Source organism: Pseudomonas sp. (assembly GCF_050739655.1).
Taxonomy (GTDB): domain Bacteria; phylum Pseudomonadota; class Gammaproteobacteria; order Pseudomonadales; family Pseudomonadaceae; genus Aquipseudomonas.
This window is the reverse complement of sequence record NZ_JBOIBY010000035.1, coordinates 22,190-42,410: the sequence shown is the minus strand read 5'-3', so window position 1 is coordinate 42,410 and position 20,221 is coordinate 22,190. Positions and strand designations below refer to the sequence as shown.

Genomic DNA, 20,221 nt, shown 5'->3' with positions numbered 1-20,221 from the left:
AGGGCGGTGTCTCATTAATAAGACGGTTTAGGAGGTGAACGGGGTGATTTTGCACAAAGGGGCGGTGAATTAGCCGCAGAGATATGTAGTGAATAGGAAAATGCAAAAAGATCGCAGCCTTCGGCAGCTCCTACATGGGATCGCGTACATCCTGTAGGAGCTGCCGAAGGCTGCGATCTTTTGCGGTCAAGCCTGGCGAACCTGCCTCTCCAGCTCGGCCTTCAACCCCGGTTCCAACTTGAGCTGACGGGCCAGTTCATCGAGGTAGGACTTCTCCATGAAGCTCTCCTCGTCCACCAGCATGACGCTGGCGATGTACATCTCGGCCGCCATTTCCGGGGTGCTCGCGGCGCGGGCGACATCGATGGGGTCCAACGGTTTGTTGAGTTCGGCATGCAACCAGTGCCGTAGCTCCTGATCGTTGTCGAGCTTGATGAACTCGCCTTCGATCAGCTCGCGCTCACGCTCATCGATATGGCCATCAGCCTTGGCCGCGGCCACCAGCGCCTTGAGAATTGCCTGGCTGTGCTGCTCGACTTGCGCCATTGGCAGGCGATCAAGGGTTTGCGGCGGGTGTTTGGGTGCAGTGCCCTGCTGAGCCTGCCAGTTACCGTAGGCCTTGTAGGCAATCACGCCCAACGCGGCAAGACCGCCGTAGACCGCGACTTTGCCGCCCACCTTGCGTGCTTTCTTGCTGCCCAACAGCAATCCCATTGCGCCAGCCGCCAATGCACCGCCGCCCGCACCGGAGAGCAGGCTGCCCAGAGCGCCGGCGTTTGTGCCTTTGCTCTGCGTGTTGCCAGTCTTGTTTTGCAACAGCTCCTGGCTCGATTTCAATAGTTGATCGAGCAATCCACGGGTGTTCATTTCCGCCTCCAAAACAGGGGTTTTCCGGATCAATAAGGCCATCAGCCTAGATCGAAAGTGCCGAGCACCTGCCGCCCGAGTTGCATCCAAATGTTGCCCCCACTTTTGACGTGCAGCTTGAAGCTTGCAGCTCCCTTTCCAAAAAACCGATATACACTCGGTTAAATCTAAAAAACTGCCCACCGGGTATCTTTCCCATGATGACCTTGCGTCAGATCCGTCACTTCATCGCCGTGGCCGAGACCGGTTCGATCTCCGCCGCCGCGCAAACCGCGTTCATCTCCCAGTCCACCCTGACCCTGGCGATCCAGCAACTGGAACAGGAAATCGGCGTTGGCCTGTTCAACCGCCACGCCAAGGGCATGACCCTGACCCATCAAGGGCATCAGTTCTTGCGGCAGGCGCACCTGATCCTGGCCACGGTGGATAACGCCAAACGCAGCCTGCAACAGAGCACCGACCAGGTGGCCGGGCAGTTGATCGTCGGCGTGACCAGCCTGGTGGCCGGTTATTACCTGGCGGACTTGCTCACCCGCTTCCAGCGCGCCTACCCCAACGTCGAAATCCGTGTGATGGAAGATGAGCGCCCCTACATCGAACATTTGCTGGTCAGCGGCGAGATCGATGTCGGCGTACTGATTCTTTCCAACCTCGAAGACCGTCATGCGTTGCAGACCGAAGTGCTGACCCACTCACCCCATCGGCTGTGGCTGCCAGCGCAACATCCACTGCTGGAACACGACAGCATCAACCTCGCCGACGTGGCCCGCGAACCGTTGATCCAGTTGAACGTCGACGAAATGGACCGCAATGCCCAGCGGATGTGGACGGCGGCCTCGCTGCAACCGCGCATCACCCTGCGCACCGCGTCGACCGAAGCGGTGCGAAGCCTGGTCGCCGCCGGGCTGGGCGTCTCGATTCAACCCGACATGACCTATCGCCCGTGGTCACTGGAGGGCGACATCATCGAAGCGCGGCCAATCGCCGACCTGAGCCAGACCCTCGATGTCGGCCTGGCATGGCGTCGCGGCACCGCGCGCCCGGCCTTGGTTGATCCATTCCTGACGGTCGCCCGGGAGCAACCCCACGGCGGGCGCAAGCCATCTATTTAATCGAACGCAGCCTTCAGTATTTAGAATTTGTCGACCTCGGGCCTGCGCACTAGTCTTGTGGCATCTATATAAGACGGCCGGCCCCAGTCACAGGGAGCAACATGGCCACACAAGAAAAGAGAGCCCGGAAAATGGCTGGCGCGCAGACCCCGTTGTTCACCGCCTTGTTGATCGATGGTGAATTAGTCCCAGGGCAAGGCTGTGTCGAGCCGATCCTCAATCCCGCCACTGGCGAAGTCCTGACGAAAATCGCCGAAGCCAGCACCGACCAGGTCGAAGCGGCCATCCACGCCGCGCACCGCGCTTTCGCAGGATGGTCTCGCACTACACCGCAGCAACGCTCAAACCTGCTGCTCGACATCGCCAACGCCATCGAAAAAAACGCCGACCACCTCGCCCGCCTCGAAGCCTTGAACTGCGGCAAGCCGTTGCACCTGGCCCGTCAGGATGACCTGAGCGCCACGGTCGACGTGTTCCGTTTTTTCGCCGGTGCCGTGCGTTGTCAGACCGGCCAGCTCAGTGGCGAATACCTGCCGGGCTACACCAGCATGGTGCGTCGTGATCCGATTGGCGTGGTCGCCTCGATTGCGCCGTGGAACTACCCGATCATGATGGCCGCGTGGAAAATCGCCCCGGCCCTGGCCGCTGGCAATACGCTGGTGTTCAAGCCTTCCGAACACACACCGCTGTCGATCCTGGCTCTCGCTCCCGTGCTGGCGCAAATCCTGCCGCGCGGGGTGATCAACATTGTCTGCGGCGGCGGCGAAGGCGTCGGCAGTCATTTGGTCAGCCATCCCAAAATCCGCATGGTGTCGCTGACCGGCGATATCGTCACCGGGCAGAAAATCCTCCAGGCCGCCGCCAAAACCCTCAAGCGCACCCACCTCGAACTGGGCGGCAAAGCCCCGGTGATCGTCTGTAACGATGCGGACATCCAAGCGGTGGTCGAAGGCGTGCGCACCTACGGTTATTACAACGCTGGCCAGGATTGCACGGCCGCGTGCCGGGTTTATGCGCAGGCCGGGATTCACGACCGTTTAGTGAGCGAACTCGGAGCGGCCGTCAGCAGCCTGCGTTTCGCCGGTAAACGCGATGCCGACAACGAGATCGGCCCGCTGATCAGCACCCGCCAGCGCGACCGCGTGGCCAGCTTCGTCGAACGCGCCCTGGGCCAGCCGCACATCGAACGGGTGACCGGCGCAGCGGTGCATTCCGGCGCCGGTTTTTTCTACCAGCCCACCCTGCTGGCCGGCTGCAAACAGAGCGATGAAATCGTCCAGCGCGAGGTGTTCGGGCCGGTGGTGACCGTGACTCGCTTCGATGAACTGGAACAAGCGGTGGACTGGGCCAATGACTCGGAATATGGACTGGCTTCCTCGGTCTGGACCCAGAACCTCGACAAGGCGATGCAGGTCGCTGCCCGGTTGCAGTACGGCTGCACCTGGATCAACAGCCATTTCATGCTGGTCAGCGAAATGCCCCACGGCGGCCTGAAGCGTTCGGGCTACGGCAAAGACCTGTCCAGCGATTCACTGCAGGACTACAGCGTGGTGCGGCACATCATGGCGCGTCACGGACAACATTTATAAAAGAGCACTACGCTAACAATTAGCCGTAAAGGCATTGATGTAGAAGCGTCAAAACACCGCGCACCTTGTGGGAGCTGGCTTGCCAGCGAAGGCGTCAGTCAAGGCATCACAAGGCTTGAAGGCCTCATCGCCAGCAAGCCGGCTCCTACAGGACCGTGTTTACAACGTTCAAACCACGTTCAAAAACTGCCCCGACCATAATTTGAAGAAGAGGGAAATTCCATGTTCGTGTACAAGACCGCACTGTTGAGTGCAATCACCACCGCGCTGCTGGCCAGTGCCAGTGTCCAGGCCGCCGAGCCGCTCAAAGCTGTCGGCGCTGGCGAAGGTCAGCTGGATATCGTGGCGTGGCCCGGCTACATCGAACGTGGCGAAAGCGACAAGGCCTACGACTGGGTGACCGGTTTCGAGAAGGAAACCGGCTGCAAGGTCAATGTGAAAACCGCCGCGACCTCCGATGAGATGGTCAGCCTGATGGCCAAGGGTGGCTATGACCTGGTGACAGCGTCCGGCGATGCCTCCCTGCGCCTGATCGTCGGCAAGCGTGTGCAGCCGATCAACACCGCACTGATCCCGAACTGGAAAAACCTCGACCCGCGCCTCAAGGATGGCCCTTGGTACGTGGTGAACAAGCAGACCTACGGCACCCCGTATCAGTGGGGCCCGAACGTGCTGATGTACAACACCAATGTGTTCAAGACTGCGCCAGACAGCTGGGGCGTGTTGTTCAATGCCGAAAACTTGCCGGACGGCAAGCCGAACAAGGGCCGCGTCCAGGCCTATGACGGCCCGATCTACATCGCTGACGCCGCGCTTTACCTGAAGTCCGCCAAGCCGGAATTGGGTATCCAGAACCCCTACGAACTGACCGAAGCCCAGTACAAGGCTGTGCTTGATCTGCTGCGCGCCCAACAGCCGTTGATCCACCGCTACTGGCACGACACCACCGTGCAAATGAGCGACTTCAAGAACGAGGGCGTGGTCGCGTCCGGCGCCTGGCCGTATCAGGTCAACGGTCTGATGAACGAGAAACAGCCGATCGCCTCGACCATTCCCAAAGAAGGCGCCACCGGTTGGGCCGACACCACCATGCTGCACACCGATGCCAAGCATCCGAACTGCGCCTACAAGTGGATGGACTGGTCGCTGCAACCGAAAGTCCAGGGTGACGTAGCGGCTTGGTTTGGCTCTCTGCCAGCGGTACCGGCGGCGTGCAAGGAGAGCGAACTGCTCGGCGCCGAGGGCTGCAAAACCAACGGTTTCGACCAGTTCGACAAGATCGCCTTCTGGAAAACCCCGCAGGCTGAAGGCGGCAAATTCGTGCCGTACAGCCGCTGGACCCAGGACTACATCGCGATCATGGGCGGCAGGTAATACAGCCACCGATCGTTCCCACGCTCTGCGTGGGAACGCATCCAGGGACGCTCCGCGTCCCTTCGTGCAGAGGTGACGCAGAGCGTCACGGGCTGCATTCCCACGCGGAGCGTGGGAACGATCATCAACGAAGATTCAGAAGTCCAGGCAGGGCCGCTGCGACGGCTTTCGCCTTTTTGGAGCACCGCACCATGACGCTTGCAGTCCAGTTCACCAACGTTTCCCGTCAGTTCGGCGAAGTGAAAGCCGTTGACCGGGTTTCCATCGACATCCAGGACGGCGAGTTTTTCTCCATGCTGGGCCCTTCGGGTTCAGGCAAAACCACCTGTCTGCGCCTGATCGCCGGTTTCGAACAACCGAGCGCAGGCTCCATCCGCATTCATGGCGAAGAGGCCGTCGGCCTGCCGCCCTATCAGCGTGACGTGAACACTGTGTTCCAGGATTACGCACTGTTCCCGCACATGAACGTTCGCGACAACGTCGCCTACGGTTTGAAAGTCAAAGGCGTCGCCAAGGGCGAACGCATCAAACGCGCCGAAGAAGCTCTCGACATGGTGGCCCTGGGCGGCTATGGCGAACGCAAACCGGTGCAACTCTCCGGCGGCCAGCGCCAGCGAGTGGCCCTGGCCCGCGCCCTGGTCAATCGTCCGCGCGTGCTGCTGCTGGACGAACCTCTGGGCGCGCTGGACCTGAAACTGCGCGAACAGATGCAAGGGGAGTTGAAGAAGCTACAGCGCCAGCTCGGCATTACCTTCATTTTCGTCACCCACGACCAGACCGAAGCGCTGTCGATGTCCGACCGCGTGGCCGTGTTCAACAAGGGCCGCATCGAACAGGTCGACTCGCCGCGCAACCTGTACATGAAACCGGCGACCACCTTCGTGGCGGAATTCGTCGGCACCTCCAACGTAATTCGTGGCGATCTGGCGAAGCAGTTGAGCGGCAATCCGCAGCCATTTTCGATTCGCCCGGAACATGTGCGATTCGCCAATGGCCCGCTGGCCAGCCACGAGATCGAAGTCACGGGTCTGCTGCACGACATCCAGTACCAGGGCAGTGCTACCCGCTTTGAGCTGAAGCTGGAAAACGGCCAGACCCTGAACATCAGCCAGGCCAACAATCAGTGGCTCGACACCAGCGCCCAGCACCAGACCGGGCAACGTATAACCGCGCGCTGGGCGCGAGAAGCGATGGTCCAGTTGCACGACACCCTGGCGAGCGGGGTGTGAGATGAACACCATGGCGCTCTCACAAAAGGCGACTGGCGGCTCGCCGTTACGCAGGTTTTCCAACCTGCTGTATCGCCGGCCGAACCTGTATCTATCGATGCTGCTGGTGCCGCCACTGTTGTGGTTCGGCGCGATTTACCTGGGCTCGTTGCTGACGTTGTTGTGGCAAGGTTTTTACACCTTCGACGACTTCACCATGGCGGTCACCCCCGACCTGACCCTGGCGAACTTCGCCGCGCTGTTCCAGCCCTCGAACTTCGACATCATCCTGCGCACCCTGAGCATGGCCATCGTCGTGTCGATCGCCAGCGCCGTCGTCGCGTTCCCGATTGCCTACTACATGGCGCGCTACACCACCGGCAAGACCAAGGCATTTTTCTACATTGCGGTGATGATGCCGATGTGGGCCAGCTACATCGTCAAGGCCTATGCCTGGACGCTGCTGTTGGCCAAGGGCGGAGTGGCGCAATGGTTCGTTCAACACCTGGGTCTGGAACCGCTCCTGCAATTCGTGCTGGGCATTCCCGGCGTCGGCGGCAGCACCTTGTCGACCTCGCACCTGGGTCGTTTCATGGTGTTCGTCTACATCTGGCTGCCGTTCATGATTCTGCCGATCCAGGCCTCGCTGGAACGCCTGCCACCGTCGCTGCTGCAAGCTTCTGCCGACCTTGGCGCCAAGCCGCGCCAGACCTTCATGCAAGTCATTCTGCCGTTGTCGATTCCGGGCATTGCCGCCGGTTCCATCTTCACCTTCTCGCTGACCCTGGGCGACTTCATCGTGCCGCAACTGGTAGGCCCGCCGGGCTACTTCGTCGGCAGCATGGTCTACGCGCAGCAAGGTGCGATTGGCAACATGCCGATGGCTGCGGCCTTCACGCTGGTACCGATTGTGCTGATCGCTGTTTACCTGTCCATCGTCAAACGACTGGGGGCCTTCGATGCGCTCTAATTCAGAAAAGCACGGGGATAAACCCTCTCTCGGTCTGCGCATAGCCGCCTGGGGCGGGTTGGTGTTCCTGCACTTCCCGATCCTGATCATCTTCCTGTACGCCTTCAACACCGAAGACGCGGCCTTCAGCTTCCCGCCCAAGGGTTTCACCCTGAAGTGGTTCAGCGTGGCGTTCTCGCGGCCGGACGTGCTGGAAGCTATCAAGCTGTCGCTGCAGATCGCCTCGATTGCCACGCTGATCGCCATGGTCCTCGGCACACTTGCCTCGGCGGCCTTGTACCGTCGGGACTTCTTCGGCAAGCAAGGCATCTCGCTGATGCTGATCCTGCCGATCGCCCTACCGGGGATCATCACCGGGATCGCGCTGTTGGCGACCTTCAAATCACTGGGCATAGAACCCGGGATGTTCACCATCATCGTCGGCCACGCGACCTTTTGCGTGGTGATCGTCTACAACAACGTCATCGCCCGCCTGCGCCGCACCTCGCACAGCTTGATCGAGGCGTCGATGGATCTGGGCGCCGACGGCTGGCAGACCTTCCGCTACATCATCCTGCCGAATCTTGGCTCGGCATTACTGGCCGGCGGCATGCTCGCGTTTGCGTTGTCGTTCGACGAAATCATCGTCACCACCTTCACCGCCGGCCATGAACGCACCTTGCCGCTGTGGCTGCTCAACCAGCTCAGCCGTCCTCGGGACGTACCGGTGACCAACGTCGTGGCGATGCTGGTGATGATGGTGACCATGCTGCCGATCCTCGGCGCCTATTACCTGACCCGTGGCGGCGAAAGCGTGGCGGGCAGTGGCGGGAAATGAATCCATAACACACCACTATCCCTGTGGGAGCGGGCTTGCCCGCGATAGCGGTGGGTCAGTCACCATCCATGTTGGATGTGATGGCCTAATCGCTGGCAAGCCAGCTCCCACAGGGGCCGGTTTCTACAGAACAATAAAAGCGTTAATGAGGACCAATCCATGCAAACCCAACTCCTGATCAACGGCCAACTGCTCGACGGCGAAGGCCCTGCCCAACCGGTGTTCAACCCGGCGCTGGGCCGCGTGCTGGTGGAAATCAACGAAGCCAGCGAAGACCAGGTTGATGCTGCCGTGCGCGCTGCCGATGCCGCGTTCGACAGCTGGTCGCAGACCCCGCCCAAAGAGCGTTCACTGCTGCTGCTCAAACTCGCCGACGCCATCGAAGCCCACGGCGAAGAGCTGGCCAAGCTGGAGTCGGACAACTGCGGCAAGCCCTACAGCGCCGCGCTGAACGACGAGATCCCGGCGATTGCCGACGTGTTCCGTTTCTTCGCCGGTGCCAGCCGTTGCATGAGCGGCTCGGCCGGTGGCGAGTACCTGCCCGGCCACACCTCGATGATTCGCCGTGATCCGGTGGGCGTGATCGCTTCCATCGCGCCGTGGAACTACCCGCTGATGATGGTCGCCTGGAAAATCGCCCCGGCCCTCGCCGCCGGTAATACCGTGGTACTCAAGCCATCGGAGCAAACCCCGCTGACGGCACTTCGCCTGGCACAACTGGCGTCGGAAATCTTCCCGGCTGGTGTGCTCAATCTGGTATTCGGCCGTGGGCCTACGGTCGGCAGCCCATTGGTCACGCACCCGAAAGTACGCATGGTCTCGCTGACAGGTTCTATCGCGACCGGTTCGAACATCATTTCCAGCACCGCCGACACCGTTAAACGGATGCACATGGAGCTGGGTGGCAAGGCGCCGGTGATCATCTTCGATGACGCCGACATCGATGCCGCCGTCGAAGGCATTCGCACCTTCGGTTTCTACAACGCTGGCCAGGATTGCACCGCCGCCTGCCGCATCTATGCGCAGGAAGGTATCTACGAAAAGTTCGTCGAGAAACTCGGCGCCGCCGTCAGCAGCATCAAATACGGCGTGCAGGATGATCCGTCCACCGAACTCGGCCCGCTGATCACCGCACAACACCGTGACCGTGTGGCCGGGTTTGTCGAACGCGCCGTGGCCCAGCCGCACATCCGCCTGATCACGGGTGGCAAGGCTGTGGACGGTAACGGTTTCTTCTTCGAACCCACGGTGTTGGCTGACGCGCAGCAGGACGACGAGATCGTGCGCCGCGAAGTGTTTGGGCCGGTGGTGTCGGTGACCAAATTCAGCGATGAAGGGCAGGTGCTGGGCTGGGCCAACGACTCGGACTACGGCCTGGCGTCGTCTGTATGGACTGCCGATGTCGGCCGCGCCCATCGCATGTCGGCCCGTTTGCAGTACGGCTGCACCTGGGTGAACACCCACTTCATGCTGGTCAGTGAAATGCCCCATGGCGGTCAGAAACTGTCCGGGTACGGGAAGGACATGTCGATGTATGGGTTGGAGGATTACACCGTTGTGCGGCATGTGATGTTCAAGCACTAAAAGCATCGCTGGCAAGCCAGCTCCCACAGGGATCACACCGAACCTGTGGGAGCTGGCTTGCCAGCGATGGCGTCACCACGGTTTCAAGGCCGAAACCGGCAGCAAGCACCACCAGGTTTCAAAACCAACAAAAACAATAACCACCGTTCCTGGCGGCGCCCTCAAAGCCCCGCCACGGCTTCGGACATCCGAAATCTGCCGATTTTCCGGAGAAACACACATGAGTGCATCACCCGATCTCTCTGCAGCCATTGCCGACAGCGATGCCGAGCAGCTGCGTCAACTGGGTTACACCTCCAACTTCAATCGCAGCATGAGCCTGTGGGAAAACTTCGCCCTGGGCTTCACGTATCTGTCGCCAGTCGTAGGGGTTTATACCCTCTTCGGCCTGTGTCTCGCCGCCGGTGGGCCGCCGATGTTCTGGGCCTATTTGCTGGTCGGTTGCGGTCAGTTGCTGGTGTGCCTGATCTTCGGTGAAGTGGTTTCGCAATTCCCGATCTCCGGCGGCGTGTACCCGTGGGCTCGCCGCTTGGTGGGCAAACGCTGGGCGTGGATGGTCGGCTGGATCTACTCCATCGCCCTGTGCGTCACCATCGCCGCCGTTGCGGTCGGTGCCGGTCCTTACCTTGCAGCGATGATGGGTTTTGAACCCAGTAACAACACCAACATCATCATCGCCCTGGTGCTGACGCTGTTCGCCACCCTGGTCAACCTCAGCGGCACCAAGGTGCTGGCGCGCATCGCCATGTTTGGTTTTCTCTGCGAACTGATCGGCGCGGTGATCGTCGGCGTTTACCTGCTGGTCTTCGAGCGCCATCAGTCGATCAGCGTGTTGTTCAACACCTTCGACATCAGCGTCGATGGCTCGTACCTGCCGGCCTTCCTGACGGCCTCGTTGGCCGGGATGTTCCTGTACTACGGCTTCGAGGCCTGCGGCGACGTGGCCGAAGAAACCCCGAACCCGAGCAAGAAGATCCCTGTGGCCATGCGCATGACCATCTACATCGGTGGCATCGCGGCGATGTTCGCGTGCCTGGCCTTGATCCTCGCCGTGCCGGACATGCAAGCGGTCATCAACGGCACCGACAAGGACCCGGTCGGCACCATCCTCAACAACGCCTTCGGCCCGGTGGGCTCGAAAATGGTGATGGGCGTAGTGATGATCTCCTTCATCTCCTGCGTCATCAGCCTGCAAGCAGCGGCAAGTCGTCTGCTGTATTCCTACGCTCGGGACGAAATGGTCATCGGCAGCCGACTGCTGAAAAAGATCTCTCCTACAACCCAGGTACCGGTTGCCGCGCTGTTCGTCTCCGGTGTCCTGCCAGCCTTGATCATCATCCTCGGCTTCTTCCTGCAGGATGCCGTGGCCACCATCGTCAGCTTCGCCGCGATCGGCATCTACCTGGCCTTCCAGATGATCGTCCTGGGCGCTCTCTACGCGCGCATGAAAGGCTGGAAACCCAGCGGCAAATTCACCCTCGGCGCCTGGGGCTGGCTGGTCAACATCGGCGCCCTGGCCTACGGCATCAGCGCCATCATCAACATGGCCTGGCCCCGTACTCCGGATGCGGCGTGGTACATCAACTACGCCATGGTCCTGAGCACCGCCATCGTGATTGGTTTGGGGCTGCTCTACATGTGGATCGCCAAGCCGTATGACCACGGCAAGGCGCCTGCGGGGGATGCTTGGAAGGTTAGTCGGTAACGATACCGAACACGCTGCCCGCAGCGATGCGGGCAGCGTGTTATGACGTTAGTTGGGCTGTGGCTTGGAGAGAGCTTCGAATTCATCAATCAGCAAATGGATTTCGGTGCTGGGGTTGGGTTCGCCGCTGATGGCAACGTCTTCAAGGATTTTGGGGGCCAGGGATCTTGCTGATTGAAAAGGTGCTCCCAGGAGTTGGGCAAAATAGCTGATGCCGCTGCCCTTCTCGTACTGTTCCATGTTGGGCTTTTCTCGCAAACTTTTACTCACCAGATCGCCCGGCGAATGCTTTCCGACAGCTCGGAATGGTTTTCGGTTAAAGCCGAAGTGCAGCAGAAGCCAAAACTCAAAGCAGGGGTACGAGGCAATGACTTTGATCTTTGAATGGGGTTGCGCAACATTCAGTGCGCGCTGAAAGCAAAGATGTGTATCGCGATCCAGAACACAAAACACTTTGTCGTAGCGTTTCTGCCGAATGATTGCTCGCTCAACAATGCCAATAGGGTGTGTGACGCCACAGTGAACAATTTCGACCTGAGCCTTGGCCCGAAAATGAAACGCAGCATCCTCCAGATATCGCTTCCCGGATTTGCTGTCTTCGCAAAGCACCAGCACTCTGGGTTGGGGCTTGAACCGCGAAGCCTTGCGATCAAATGACTTTCTCGGGTGCGCCATACTCATCCCTGCCTTATCAGCGGTAATCCGCGATATCGGCCTTCAAAGTAGCGTTTCTCGACCTCCTCGCTCTCGCGTCCCTCAAAATCATGAACAGAAAACAGGCAAGTTGCACAGTTGACGTCACGTTCAGTAATCCAGAACTGATCCCTTCGCAGAATTTTCTCGCTCATCAGGTGAGTGTCGTGAGTTGTGAAAATCAGCTGGGTGTCGAGGCCACTGTCCAGATGCTTGCTGATCAAGTCAGCGACGATGTCTGGATGAAGACTGCTGTCGAGTTCATCGACACAGAGCACTCCGCTACCCCCGGATTGATTCATCATGAACCAGGGCAGCCAAAAGCCGATCAGGTTCTTTGTGCCGCTCGACTCTTCTGAAAGATCGAATTGCGCTTCGCCCAGATGGCTGGAATGCGTCAGGGTCACTTTGTTCTTTTGAGCTGCTGCAAAGAGATCCTTGAGGGTGGTTTTCTATTGTTCGATTCTGAATCGAGATCGTCTGAATTGAGCTCAATGGCAGAGACGGGAATGTCCAATGCCTGCAGAAAATCGCGAAGGTTGTTCGTATGACTCGATACCATCTGGAGAAACCGGATCGAGGCCGCCGACAGCTCCACCATGCTGTTTTGTTCGACCATGAGTAGACCGGTTTGGAACCAGCTGTACGGCACCCGCAACTGAGTCAGCTCTTCACTGCTGTTTGTCACGGCTTGCGAGAGAAAGAGCATTTTCGGACTCGTCAAACGCCGCCACGCGCTATGCACGTCCTTACCACCCTCAAGGGTTTTGCCAAAAATATAGCGCTCACCATCGGCATCGAATTGCCGGTCATACAGAAGGGTTTCCCGCCCTCTGGGATATGAGGTCAGCTGTTCCTTGACGATTCGCTGGCCAGTCAAAGCAAGCACAAACCGATAGCGCAGCCCTCCTTGAATAAAGTTGTATTCAAAAAAGCTGGGAGCATCTTTTAATTGGTGATCAAAGCGGAAAGGCGAAACCGATAGCAGCTCATCACTCGGGTTGGATGACGTCAGAAGCAAACGTCCGACGATACCCATCGCCCGGACCAACGAAGATTTTCCGGATGCGTTTGGCCCGTAAATGGCGGCGACCTTCAGCAGGTCAGGGAGTTTTTCCGAGCAGGAGGGTTTGAACGTGTTACGCCCTTTGCTCAGGCGAGGCGTTGCCGCCATGGACAAGGTTTGCCTGCCCCGGAAGGAGCGGTAATTAGAAACGGAGAATTCGATCAACATGGAGAAAACCTGCAGTTCGTTCACTGAGGTCGAATAAATAACGGAAAAAATACGCCTCAGGCGCAGTTCCTCTGCGAGCAATGCAAAAACAGTAATTTCCTACAGACATGCCCTTCCTGAAAAACACCCGGTTCCTACATCACGCGTCCAAAGAGTAGACTTGGCGCCGCGAGCGCCTGACCGATAGGCTTTGCCCCGTCGCTACCCAATTAGCGATCCGGTGTCGAAGTCGGAAAATATCAACATGGCGCAGCCGCGCCCCCATACGAACTGGGGCATTTTTTTGCCTTCCAGTTTCACGTTATGGCGGGCCGTGTGGCGCGGGCCTCTCGGCTTCCATGTTGATCGAGAATGTTCCGACTTCGAACGCCACACGGTTCGCCACCCCAATTTGTCGAAGGATTCGTGGCGACTCTCTTTTCAACATGGAGTCGGAAAATGCATAAGCGCACGTCAGATCCACAAGAAGGCCATTCCTCTTTTACCCCTACCGTTTTTACCCGCCACAACCGCTTCCTCCACACCTTCATGCAAGACCATCAAGCCTGGTTCTGCGTTCAGGATCTGGGTCGTTTGATGGGCAAATCACTCAACGAACGCCTTGTACAAAAACTTGATTCTGACCAGCGTCGCAGCGTCTGTTTGCTCAAGGACGGCAAAATCCAGGAATCATTGATGGTCAGCGAATCAGGGATGTATGCCTTGCTGGTTCATCACTTCATCCCTGAGAACCGCAACCTGCGGCAATGGCTGAGCCATGAGGTTGTTCCGATGCTGCGCAATATGCAGACAACGACACCGGGAAGCCTGCCGAGCCTTAGCGCGTTGCATTGGGCCGGAGTATCTGTGCCTTTGCTGCATTACCAGCATCACGCGTGGATCAAATGGCGAGACATGCCCGAGTTGATGCAAACACAACATCCGCTCCCCATCAGTGGCACGTGTCGTTAAGAAAAATTTTCTGAAGTAAAAGGGCGGACTGCGAAGCCCGCCCTTTCAGTTTGAGTGCTCCCTTTTTACCTCCTTCCGAACGATTATTTCCCAACCATGAACAATCACAGCTCAAGCAACCTCATCGTCATGGAAACGATCCCAAGTAACTGCGCCTATGCAGAAAACCACCTCCAACAAACCCTTGAGCAACTGGCCTACCTATCCGCAATCAACGCCGGCATTGTCGACGCCGATGCAGGCAAGTTGACCTGCCTGGAAACCGTGAAAGCCAAATGGCTCTCACGGTAATCAGGTCGACTCAAAACCGCGAAACACTCCTCATCGCATCCACCAGATACCGCATGGCAATCCGGTCGCTTTCCGACAACTCCCGATAGCGCTCCACCAGCTTCAATTCCTCGCTGTTCAGCCGGCGCCTTCGCCGTCCGAGGCCCAGGCACGGAAAGATTCCCAACATTTCGGTGATGCCTTGTACTTTCGACATGGACGATGTCCTTCTCTACGTCAAAGAAAACTTCAGAAACCGCATCGCCCTAAACCTTTTCAGCAGTGCTTTGTGCCAGCTGAACCGCACCGGCCCGAAGGGCATTAACCGGTCATGGGCACAGAATAGAAATATTCTCGGCGCTGAAAAGTGGTTTTTAGAGTAATTAGTCGAAAAAAGCAGAAATGCCCTATAAATCAGAAAAGGCTGTCGGAAATATTTCCGCGACACGTCTTGTTTCATTCCCGCACTAGCGCCGTGCCATCAACCAATTTTGCTCTGCAATCGAACGGTTTAAGCTATTTGGCATCTGCTTAAAGTCCATGGCGTTTGGCCGAAGGCTCGTCCGAACCGATTTTTCTGATCCAGCACGCGCCAGGAACGGCGCGGGATTGTTCAAGACAGGTTGTTCTTATGCACCGCAGGAATTTGCTCAAAGCCTCCATGGCCATCGCTGCCTACACCGGTTTGTCCGCCACCGGCCTGCTCGCCTCCCGCGCTTGGGCAGCCACTGGGACCGCTGATGGCGAGGCCAAGGCCTTCGATTTCGATGCCCTGAGAATTCAGGCCAAGCAGCTCGCCAGCAACCGTTATCAGGACACCAAGCAAGTGTTGCCGCCGACGCTTGCGACCATGACTCCGCAGAATTTCAATGCGATCCGCTACGACGCCGACCATTCGCTGTGGAAAGACAACAAGGGCCAGCTGGACGTGCAATTCTTCCACGTCGGCATGGGGTTCAAGCAGCCGGTACGCATGTACAGCGTCGATCCCAAGACCCGCATGGCCCGCGAAGTGCACTTCCATCCGGAACTGTTCAACTACGAAAAAACCACGGTCGAGACCAAGCAGCTGACCGGCGACCTGGGGTTTTCCGGCTTCAAGCTGTTCAAGGCGCCGGAGCTGGATAAGCACGACGTGGTGTCGTTCCTCGGCGCCAGCTACTTCCGCGCGGTGGATGCCACTGGCCAATATGGCCTGTCGGCGCGCGGCCTGGCCATCGACACATACGCCAAGAAACGCGAAGAATTCCCCGACTTCACCAAGTTCTGGTTCGAAACCCCGGACAAGGACAGCACCCGCTTCGTGGTCTACGCCCTGCTCGATTCACCGAGCGCGACTGGTGCGTATCGTTTCGACATCGATTGCCAGGCCGAACGCGTGGTGATGGAAGTCGACGCCCACGTCAACGCCCGTACTGCCATCGATCAACTGGGCATCGCGCCGATGACCAGCATGTTCAGCTGCGGCACCCACGAACGCCGGATGTGCGACACCATTCACCCGCAGATCCACGACTCCGATCGTCTGGCGATGTGGCGCGGCAACGGCGAATGGATCTGCCGCCCACTGAACAATCCAGCGACCCTGCAATTCAACGCCTTCGCCGACACCGACCCGAAAGGGTTTGGTCTTGTGCAGACCGATCACGAGTTCACCAGCTATCAGGACACCGTCGACTGGTACAGCCGACGCCCAAGCCTGTGGGTTGAACCAACGACTGCCTGGGGCGAAGGCTCGGTGGACCTGCTGGAAATCCCGACCACCGGCGAGACCATGGACAACATCGTCGCCTTCTGGACGCCGAAGAAACCCGTGGCTGCCGGCGACTCGCTGAACTACGGCTACAAACTCTACTGGAGCGCATTGCCGCCGGTCGGTACGCCGCTGGCGCGAGTCCATGCGACCCGTTCGGGGATGGGCGGCTTCACCGAAGGTTGGGCGCCCGGCGAGCATTACCCGCCAGTCTGGGCCCGCCGTTTTGCCGTGGACTTCACCGGCGGCGGCCTGGACCGCTTGCCCGCAGGCGCCGGCATCGAGCCCGTGGTCACCTGCTCGAATGGCGAGGTCAAGGATTTCAGCGTGCTGGTGCTCGATGACATCAAGGGCTTTCGCATCCTGTTCGACTGGTACCCGACCAATGACAGCGTCGACCCGGTCGAACTGCGCCTGTTCATCCGCACCAACGACCGCACACTGAGTGAAACCTGGTTGTACCAGTATTTCCCGCCAGCGCCGGACAAGCGCAAATACACCTGATAATCGGTAGCACCCCGCCACCATTCGGTTTTCCGAACGCGACCTGTCGGTCGGTTCGGATAACCGGACTCCCCAGCGCTTAAAAAGTCGCCATAAATATTTAATCCCCTTATAAATCAACCAGTTGACCAGTCGCGACTGGTCTGGCACGAGTCATGCTCTACACTTCTTCGACGAATGCCTGTTGCGCCAACACTTCAGGAGCCGTCAGGCATTCAGTGCTCAAAAGGGCCGGTGAACTGGCTCCATAAAAAAAACAATGTCGAGGAAAATTTGATGCGCATCGTTCCCCATATCCTGGGCGCAGCCATTGCTGCCGCTCTGATCAGCACTCCAGTTTTCGCCGCCGAACTCACCGGCACCCTGAAGAAGATCAAAGAGTCCGGCACTATCACCCTCGGACATCGCGACGCTTCCATTCCTTTCTCCTATATCGTGGACGCGTCCGGCAAACCGGTCGGCTACTCCCACGACCTTCAGATGAAAGTCGTCGACGCCCTGAAAAAAGAACTGGATCTGCCGAATCTGCAGGTCAAGTACAACCTGGTGACCTCGCAAACTCGTATCCCGCTGGTGCAGAACGGTACCGTCGACCTTGAGTGCGGATCCACCACCAACAACGTCGAGCGTCAGCAACAAGTTGACTTCTCCGTTGGCATCTTCGAAGTCGGCACCCGCTTGCTGGCCAAGAAAGACTCGGCGTACAAGGATTTCGACGATCTGAAAGGCAAGAACGTCGTGACCACCGCCGGCACCACGTCCGAGCGCATCCTCAAGGCGATGAACGCCGACAAGCAGATGGGCATGAACGTCATCTCCGCCAAAGACCACGGCGAATCCTTCCAGATGCTGGAAAGCGGCCGCGCCGTGGCATTCATGATGGACGACGTACTGCTGGCTGGCGAAATGGCCAAGGCCAAGAAGCCGGCTGACTGGGCTGTAACCGGCACTCCACAGTCGTACGAAATCTACGGCTGCATGGTGCGCAAAGGCGACGAGCCGTTCAAAAAGGTCGTGGATGATGCCATCAAGGCCACCTACGCATCGGGCGAGATCAACAAGATCTACGACAAGTGGTTCCAGCAGCCTGTACCGCCTAAAGGCGTGAACCTGGAATTCCCGATGAGCAACGAGCTCAAGGCCCTGATCGCCACGCCGACCGATAAAGCGGCTGACGACAAGAAATCCTGATTTCTGACTAACCTTATCTCCTGAAGGGGCCGTTGCCCTTTCAGGAGGTTGTCACTCCCTGCTGGCATTTTTGGAAACACTCGAACCGGTGGCTGTCGAGCCGTTAGCGTGTGCCTGATCGTCAAGATCGGGCGGGAACGGAGCTTCCCCCAAGCGGGTACTTGTACATCGATCGATCTGAGGGGAGACCCTAATGAATTACAACTGGGACTGGGGTGTGTTCTTCAAGTCCACCGGCGTGGGCAGCGAGACGTATATCGACTGGTTCATTTCCGGTCTGGGCTGGACCATTGGCATCGCCATCGTGGCCTGGATCATCGCCCTGACACTGGGCTCGGTCCTGGGCGTCATGCGTACCGTGCCGAACCGCATCGTATCGGGCATCGCCACCTGCTACGTCGAACTCTTCCGTAACGTGCCGCTGCTGGTTCAGCTGTTCATCTGGTACTTCCTGGTACCTGACCTGCTGCCGCCCGACCTGCAGGAGTGGTACAAGCAGGACCTGAACCCGACCACCTCGGCCTTCCTCAGCGTCGTCGTGTGCCTGGGCCTGTTCACCGCCGCCCGTGTTTGCGAACAAGTGCGTACCGGCATCCAGGCGCTGCCCAAAGGCCAGGAATCCGCGGCTCGCGCCATGGGTTTCAACCTGCCGCAGATCTACTGGAACGTGCTGCTGCCCCAGGCCTACCGGATCATCATTCCGCCGCTCACCTCCGAATTCTTGAACGTCTTCAAGAACACTTCGGTGGCCTCGCTGATCGGCTTGATGGAATTGCTCGCGCAGACCAAACAGACCGCCGAGTTCTCCGCCAACCTGTTCGAAGCCTTCACCCTGGCCACGCTGATCTACTTCACACTGAACATGAGCCTGATGTTGCTGATGCGTCTGGTCGAGAAGAAAGTTGCCGTACCGGGCCTGATCTCCGTTGGGGGTAAATGATGGAATTCGATTTCTCGGGCATCGTCCCGGCCATTCCCGGCCTGTGGAACGGCATGATCATGACCCTCAAGCTGATGGCCATGGGCGTGATCGGCGGCATCATCCTCGGCACCATCCTGGCGCTGTGCCGTCTGTCGCACAACAAACTGCTGTCGAATCTGGCCGGCGCCTACGTTAACTATTTCCGTTCGATCCCGTTGCTGCTGGTGATCACATGGTTCTACCTGGCGGTGCCGTTCGTGCTGCGCTGGATCACCGGCGAAGACACCCCGATCGGCGCGTTCACCTCGTGCATCGTGGCCTTCATGATGTTCGAAGCGGCGTACTTCTGCGAAATCGTCCGCGCCGGTGTGCAGTCGATTCCCAAGGGCCAGATGGGTGCAGCGCAAGCGCTGGGCATGAGCTACGGCCAGATGATGCGCCTGATCATCCTGCCGCAAGCGTTCCGCAAGATGACACCACTGTTGCTGCAACAGAGCATCATCCTGTTCCAGGACACCTCGCTGGTGTACGCCGTCGGCCTGGTGGACTTCCTCAATGCTTCGCGTGCCAGCGGCGACATCATTGGTCGCTCCAATGAGTTCCTGATCTTTGCAGGGCTCGTGTACTTCATCATCAGCTTTGCCGCCTCGCAGCTGGTCAAGCGTCTGCAAAAAAGGTTCGCCGTATGATCTCTATCAAAAGCATCAACAAGTGGTATGGGGACTTCCAGGTACTGACTGATTGCAGCACCGAGGTCAAAAAAGGCGAAGTGATCGTGGTATGCGGGCCGTCCGGTTCCGGCAAGTCGACCCTGATCAAATGCGTCAACGCGCTGGAGCCGTTCCAGAAAGGTGACATCGTGGTCGACGGCACTTCCATCGCCGACCCGAAAACCAATCTGCCGAAACTGCGCTCCCGCGTGGGTATGGTGTTCCAGCATTTCGAACTGTTCCCGCACCTGACCATCACCGAAAACCTGACCATTGCGCAGATCAAGGTGCTGGGCCGCAGCAAGGAAGAGGCCACCAAAAAAGGCCTGCAACTGCTGGAGCGCGTTGGCCTGTCGGCTCACGCCCACAAGCATCCGGGCCAACTGTCCGGTGGTCAGCAGCAGCGTGTGGCGATTGCCCGTGCGCTGGCGATGGACCCGATCGTCATGCTGTTCGACGAACCGACCTCGGCGCTGGACCCGGAAATGGTCAACGAAGTGCTGGACGTGATGGTGCAACTGGCCCACGAAGGCATGACCATGATGTGCGTGACCCACGAAATGGGCTTCGCCCGTAAGGTGGCGGACCGGGTGATCTTCATGGACAAGGGCATGATCATCGAAGACTGCAAGAAAGAAGAGTTCTTCGGCGACATCAGCCACCGTGCCGAGCGTACGCAGCACTTCCTCAACAAGATTTTGCAGCACTAACAGCGCCCGCCCTCCCTTGTAGGAGCGAGCTTGCTCGCGAAGAACTCAAGGACACCG

At 58.7% G+C, this 20,221-nt stretch carries 18 protein-coding genes and 1 pseudogene; 15 read left to right on the top strand and 4 right to left on the bottom strand.

From position 1 onward, the window contains the following. Positions 1-186: 186 nt before the first annotated feature. Complete coding sequence (locus ACRESJ_RS01780; protein WP_431756349.1) at positions 187-867, bottom strand: tellurite resistance TerB family protein; 681 nt, start codon at positions 865-867, stop codon at positions 187-189. A 197-nt stretch (positions 868-1,064) separates the two neighbouring features. Here ACRESJ_RS01780 and ACRESJ_RS01775 point away from each other — a divergent pair, with 197 nt between their 5' ends. The 8 genes from ACRESJ_RS01775 (at position 1,065) to ACRESJ_RS01740 (ending at position 11,226) form a co-directional block, all read left to right on the top strand. Then, a complete protein-coding gene (locus tag ACRESJ_RS01775; protein ID WP_020799666.1) occupies positions 1,065-1,979 on the top strand; it encodes a LysR family transcriptional regulator in 915 nt (304 codons plus the stop codon). A 131-nt stretch (positions 1,980-2,110) separates the two neighbouring features. Continuing rightward, positions 2,111-3,568 carry a gamma-aminobutyraldehyde dehydrogenase gene (locus tag ACRESJ_RS01770; protein WP_431756376.1) on the top strand — a complete coding sequence of 486 codons (1,458 nt, stop codon included), beginning with the start codon at positions 2,111-2,113 and terminating at the stop codon, positions 3,566-3,568. A 222-nt stretch (positions 3,569-3,790) separates the two neighbouring features. Further along, positions 3,791-4,942, top strand: a complete 1,152-nt coding sequence (gene ydcS / locus ACRESJ_RS01765) for a putative ABC transporter substrate-binding protein YdcS (RefSeq protein ID WP_431756348.1) — start codon at positions 3,791-3,793, stop codon at positions 4,940-4,942. Positions 4,943-5,133: 191 nt separating this feature from the next. Next, a complete protein-coding gene (locus tag ACRESJ_RS01760) occupies positions 5,134-6,171 on the top strand; it encodes an ABC transporter ATP-binding protein (RefSeq protein ID WP_431756347.1) in 1,038 nt (345 codons plus the stop codon). A gap of 1 nt (position 6,172) precedes the next feature. Beyond that, a complete protein-coding gene (locus ACRESJ_RS01755) occupies positions 6,173-7,120 on the top strand; it encodes an ABC transporter permease (RefSeq protein ID WP_431756346.1) in 948 nt (315 codons plus the stop codon). Continuing rightward, positions 7,110-7,937 carry an ABC transporter permease gene (locus ACRESJ_RS01750; protein WP_431756345.1) on the top strand — a complete coding sequence of 276 codons (828 nt, stop codon included), beginning with the start codon at positions 7,110-7,112 and terminating at the stop codon, positions 7,935-7,937. Before ACRESJ_RS01755 ends, ACRESJ_RS01750 begins: the two co-directional genes overlap by 11 nt. A gap of 159 nt (positions 7,938-8,096) precedes the next feature. Then, positions 8,097-9,521 carry a gamma-aminobutyraldehyde dehydrogenase gene (locus ACRESJ_RS01745; RefSeq protein ID WP_431756344.1) on the top strand — a complete coding sequence of 475 codons (1,425 nt, stop codon included), beginning with the start codon at positions 8,097-8,099 and terminating at the stop codon, positions 9,519-9,521. Positions 9,522-9,741: 220 nt separating this feature from the next. Continuing rightward, a complete protein-coding gene (locus ACRESJ_RS01740; RefSeq protein ID WP_431756343.1) occupies positions 9,742-11,226 on the top strand; it encodes an APC family permease in 1,485 nt (494 codons plus the stop codon). A 48-nt stretch (positions 11,227-11,274) separates the two neighbouring features. Here ACRESJ_RS01740 and ACRESJ_RS01735 read toward each other — a convergent pair whose 3' ends face one another. Beyond that, complete coding sequence (locus ACRESJ_RS01735; protein WP_431756375.1) at positions 11,275-11,901, bottom strand: RloB family protein; 627 nt, start codon at positions 11,899-11,901, stop codon at positions 11,275-11,277. Between the two features lie 2 nt (positions 11,902-11,903). Next, positions 11,904-13,153, bottom strand: a pseudogene (locus ACRESJ_RS01730) (AAA family ATPase). A 438-nt stretch (positions 13,154-13,591) separates the two neighbouring features. Between ACRESJ_RS01730 and ACRESJ_RS01725 the strand changes: the two are divergent. Further along, entirely contained in the window at positions 13,592-14,104 is a 513-nt protein-coding gene (locus tag ACRESJ_RS01725) for a BRO-N domain-containing protein (RefSeq protein WP_431756374.1), read from the top strand. Between the two features lie 96 nt (positions 14,105-14,200). Continuing rightward, complete coding sequence (locus ACRESJ_RS01720) at positions 14,201-14,395, top strand: hypothetical protein (protein WP_431756342.1); 195 nt, start codon at positions 14,201-14,203, stop codon at positions 14,393-14,395. A 10-nt stretch (positions 14,396-14,405) separates the two neighbouring features. Here the strand turns inward: ACRESJ_RS01720 and ACRESJ_RS01715 are convergent, their stop codons facing one another. Next, complete coding sequence (locus tag ACRESJ_RS01715; RefSeq protein WP_150710014.1) at positions 14,406-14,591, bottom strand: hypothetical protein; 186 nt, start codon at positions 14,589-14,591, stop codon at positions 14,406-14,408. Between the two features lie 414 nt (positions 14,592-15,005). Between ACRESJ_RS01715 and ACRESJ_RS01710 the strand changes: the two genes are divergently transcribed. The 5 genes from ACRESJ_RS01710 to ACRESJ_RS01690 all read left to right on the top strand — a co-directional run bounded on the left by ACRESJ_RS01710 (position 15,006) and on the right by ACRESJ_RS01690 (position 20,164). Then, positions 15,006-16,631: a glucan biosynthesis protein D gene (locus ACRESJ_RS01710; protein WP_431756341.1), complete on the top strand. Its 1,626-nt coding sequence runs from the start codon at positions 15,006-15,008 to the stop codon at positions 16,629-16,631. A gap of 276 nt (positions 16,632-16,907) precedes the next feature. Next, positions 16,908-17,822: a glutamate/aspartate ABC transporter substrate-binding protein gene (locus tag ACRESJ_RS01705; RefSeq protein ID WP_431756340.1), complete on the top strand. Its 915-nt coding sequence runs from the start codon at positions 16,908-16,910 to the stop codon at positions 17,820-17,822. A gap of 193 nt (positions 17,823-18,015) precedes the next feature. Then, complete coding sequence (locus ACRESJ_RS01700; RefSeq protein WP_431756339.1) at positions 18,016-18,762, top strand: amino acid ABC transporter permease; 747 nt, start codon at positions 18,016-18,018, stop codon at positions 18,760-18,762. Further along, positions 18,762-19,433, top strand: coding sequence for an amino acid ABC transporter permease (locus ACRESJ_RS01695; RefSeq protein WP_431756338.1), 672 nt, complete (start codon positions 18,762-18,764; stop codon positions 19,431-19,433). The genes ACRESJ_RS01700 and ACRESJ_RS01695 overlap by 1 nt, the downstream gene beginning before the upstream one ends. Continuing rightward, positions 19,430-20,164 carry an amino acid ABC transporter ATP-binding protein gene (locus ACRESJ_RS01690; protein WP_431756337.1) on the top strand — a complete coding sequence of 245 codons (735 nt, stop codon included), beginning with the start codon at positions 19,430-19,432 and terminating at the stop codon, positions 20,162-20,164. The genes ACRESJ_RS01695 and ACRESJ_RS01690 overlap by 4 nt, the downstream gene beginning before the upstream one ends. Positions 20,165-20,221 lie beyond the last annotated feature (57 nt).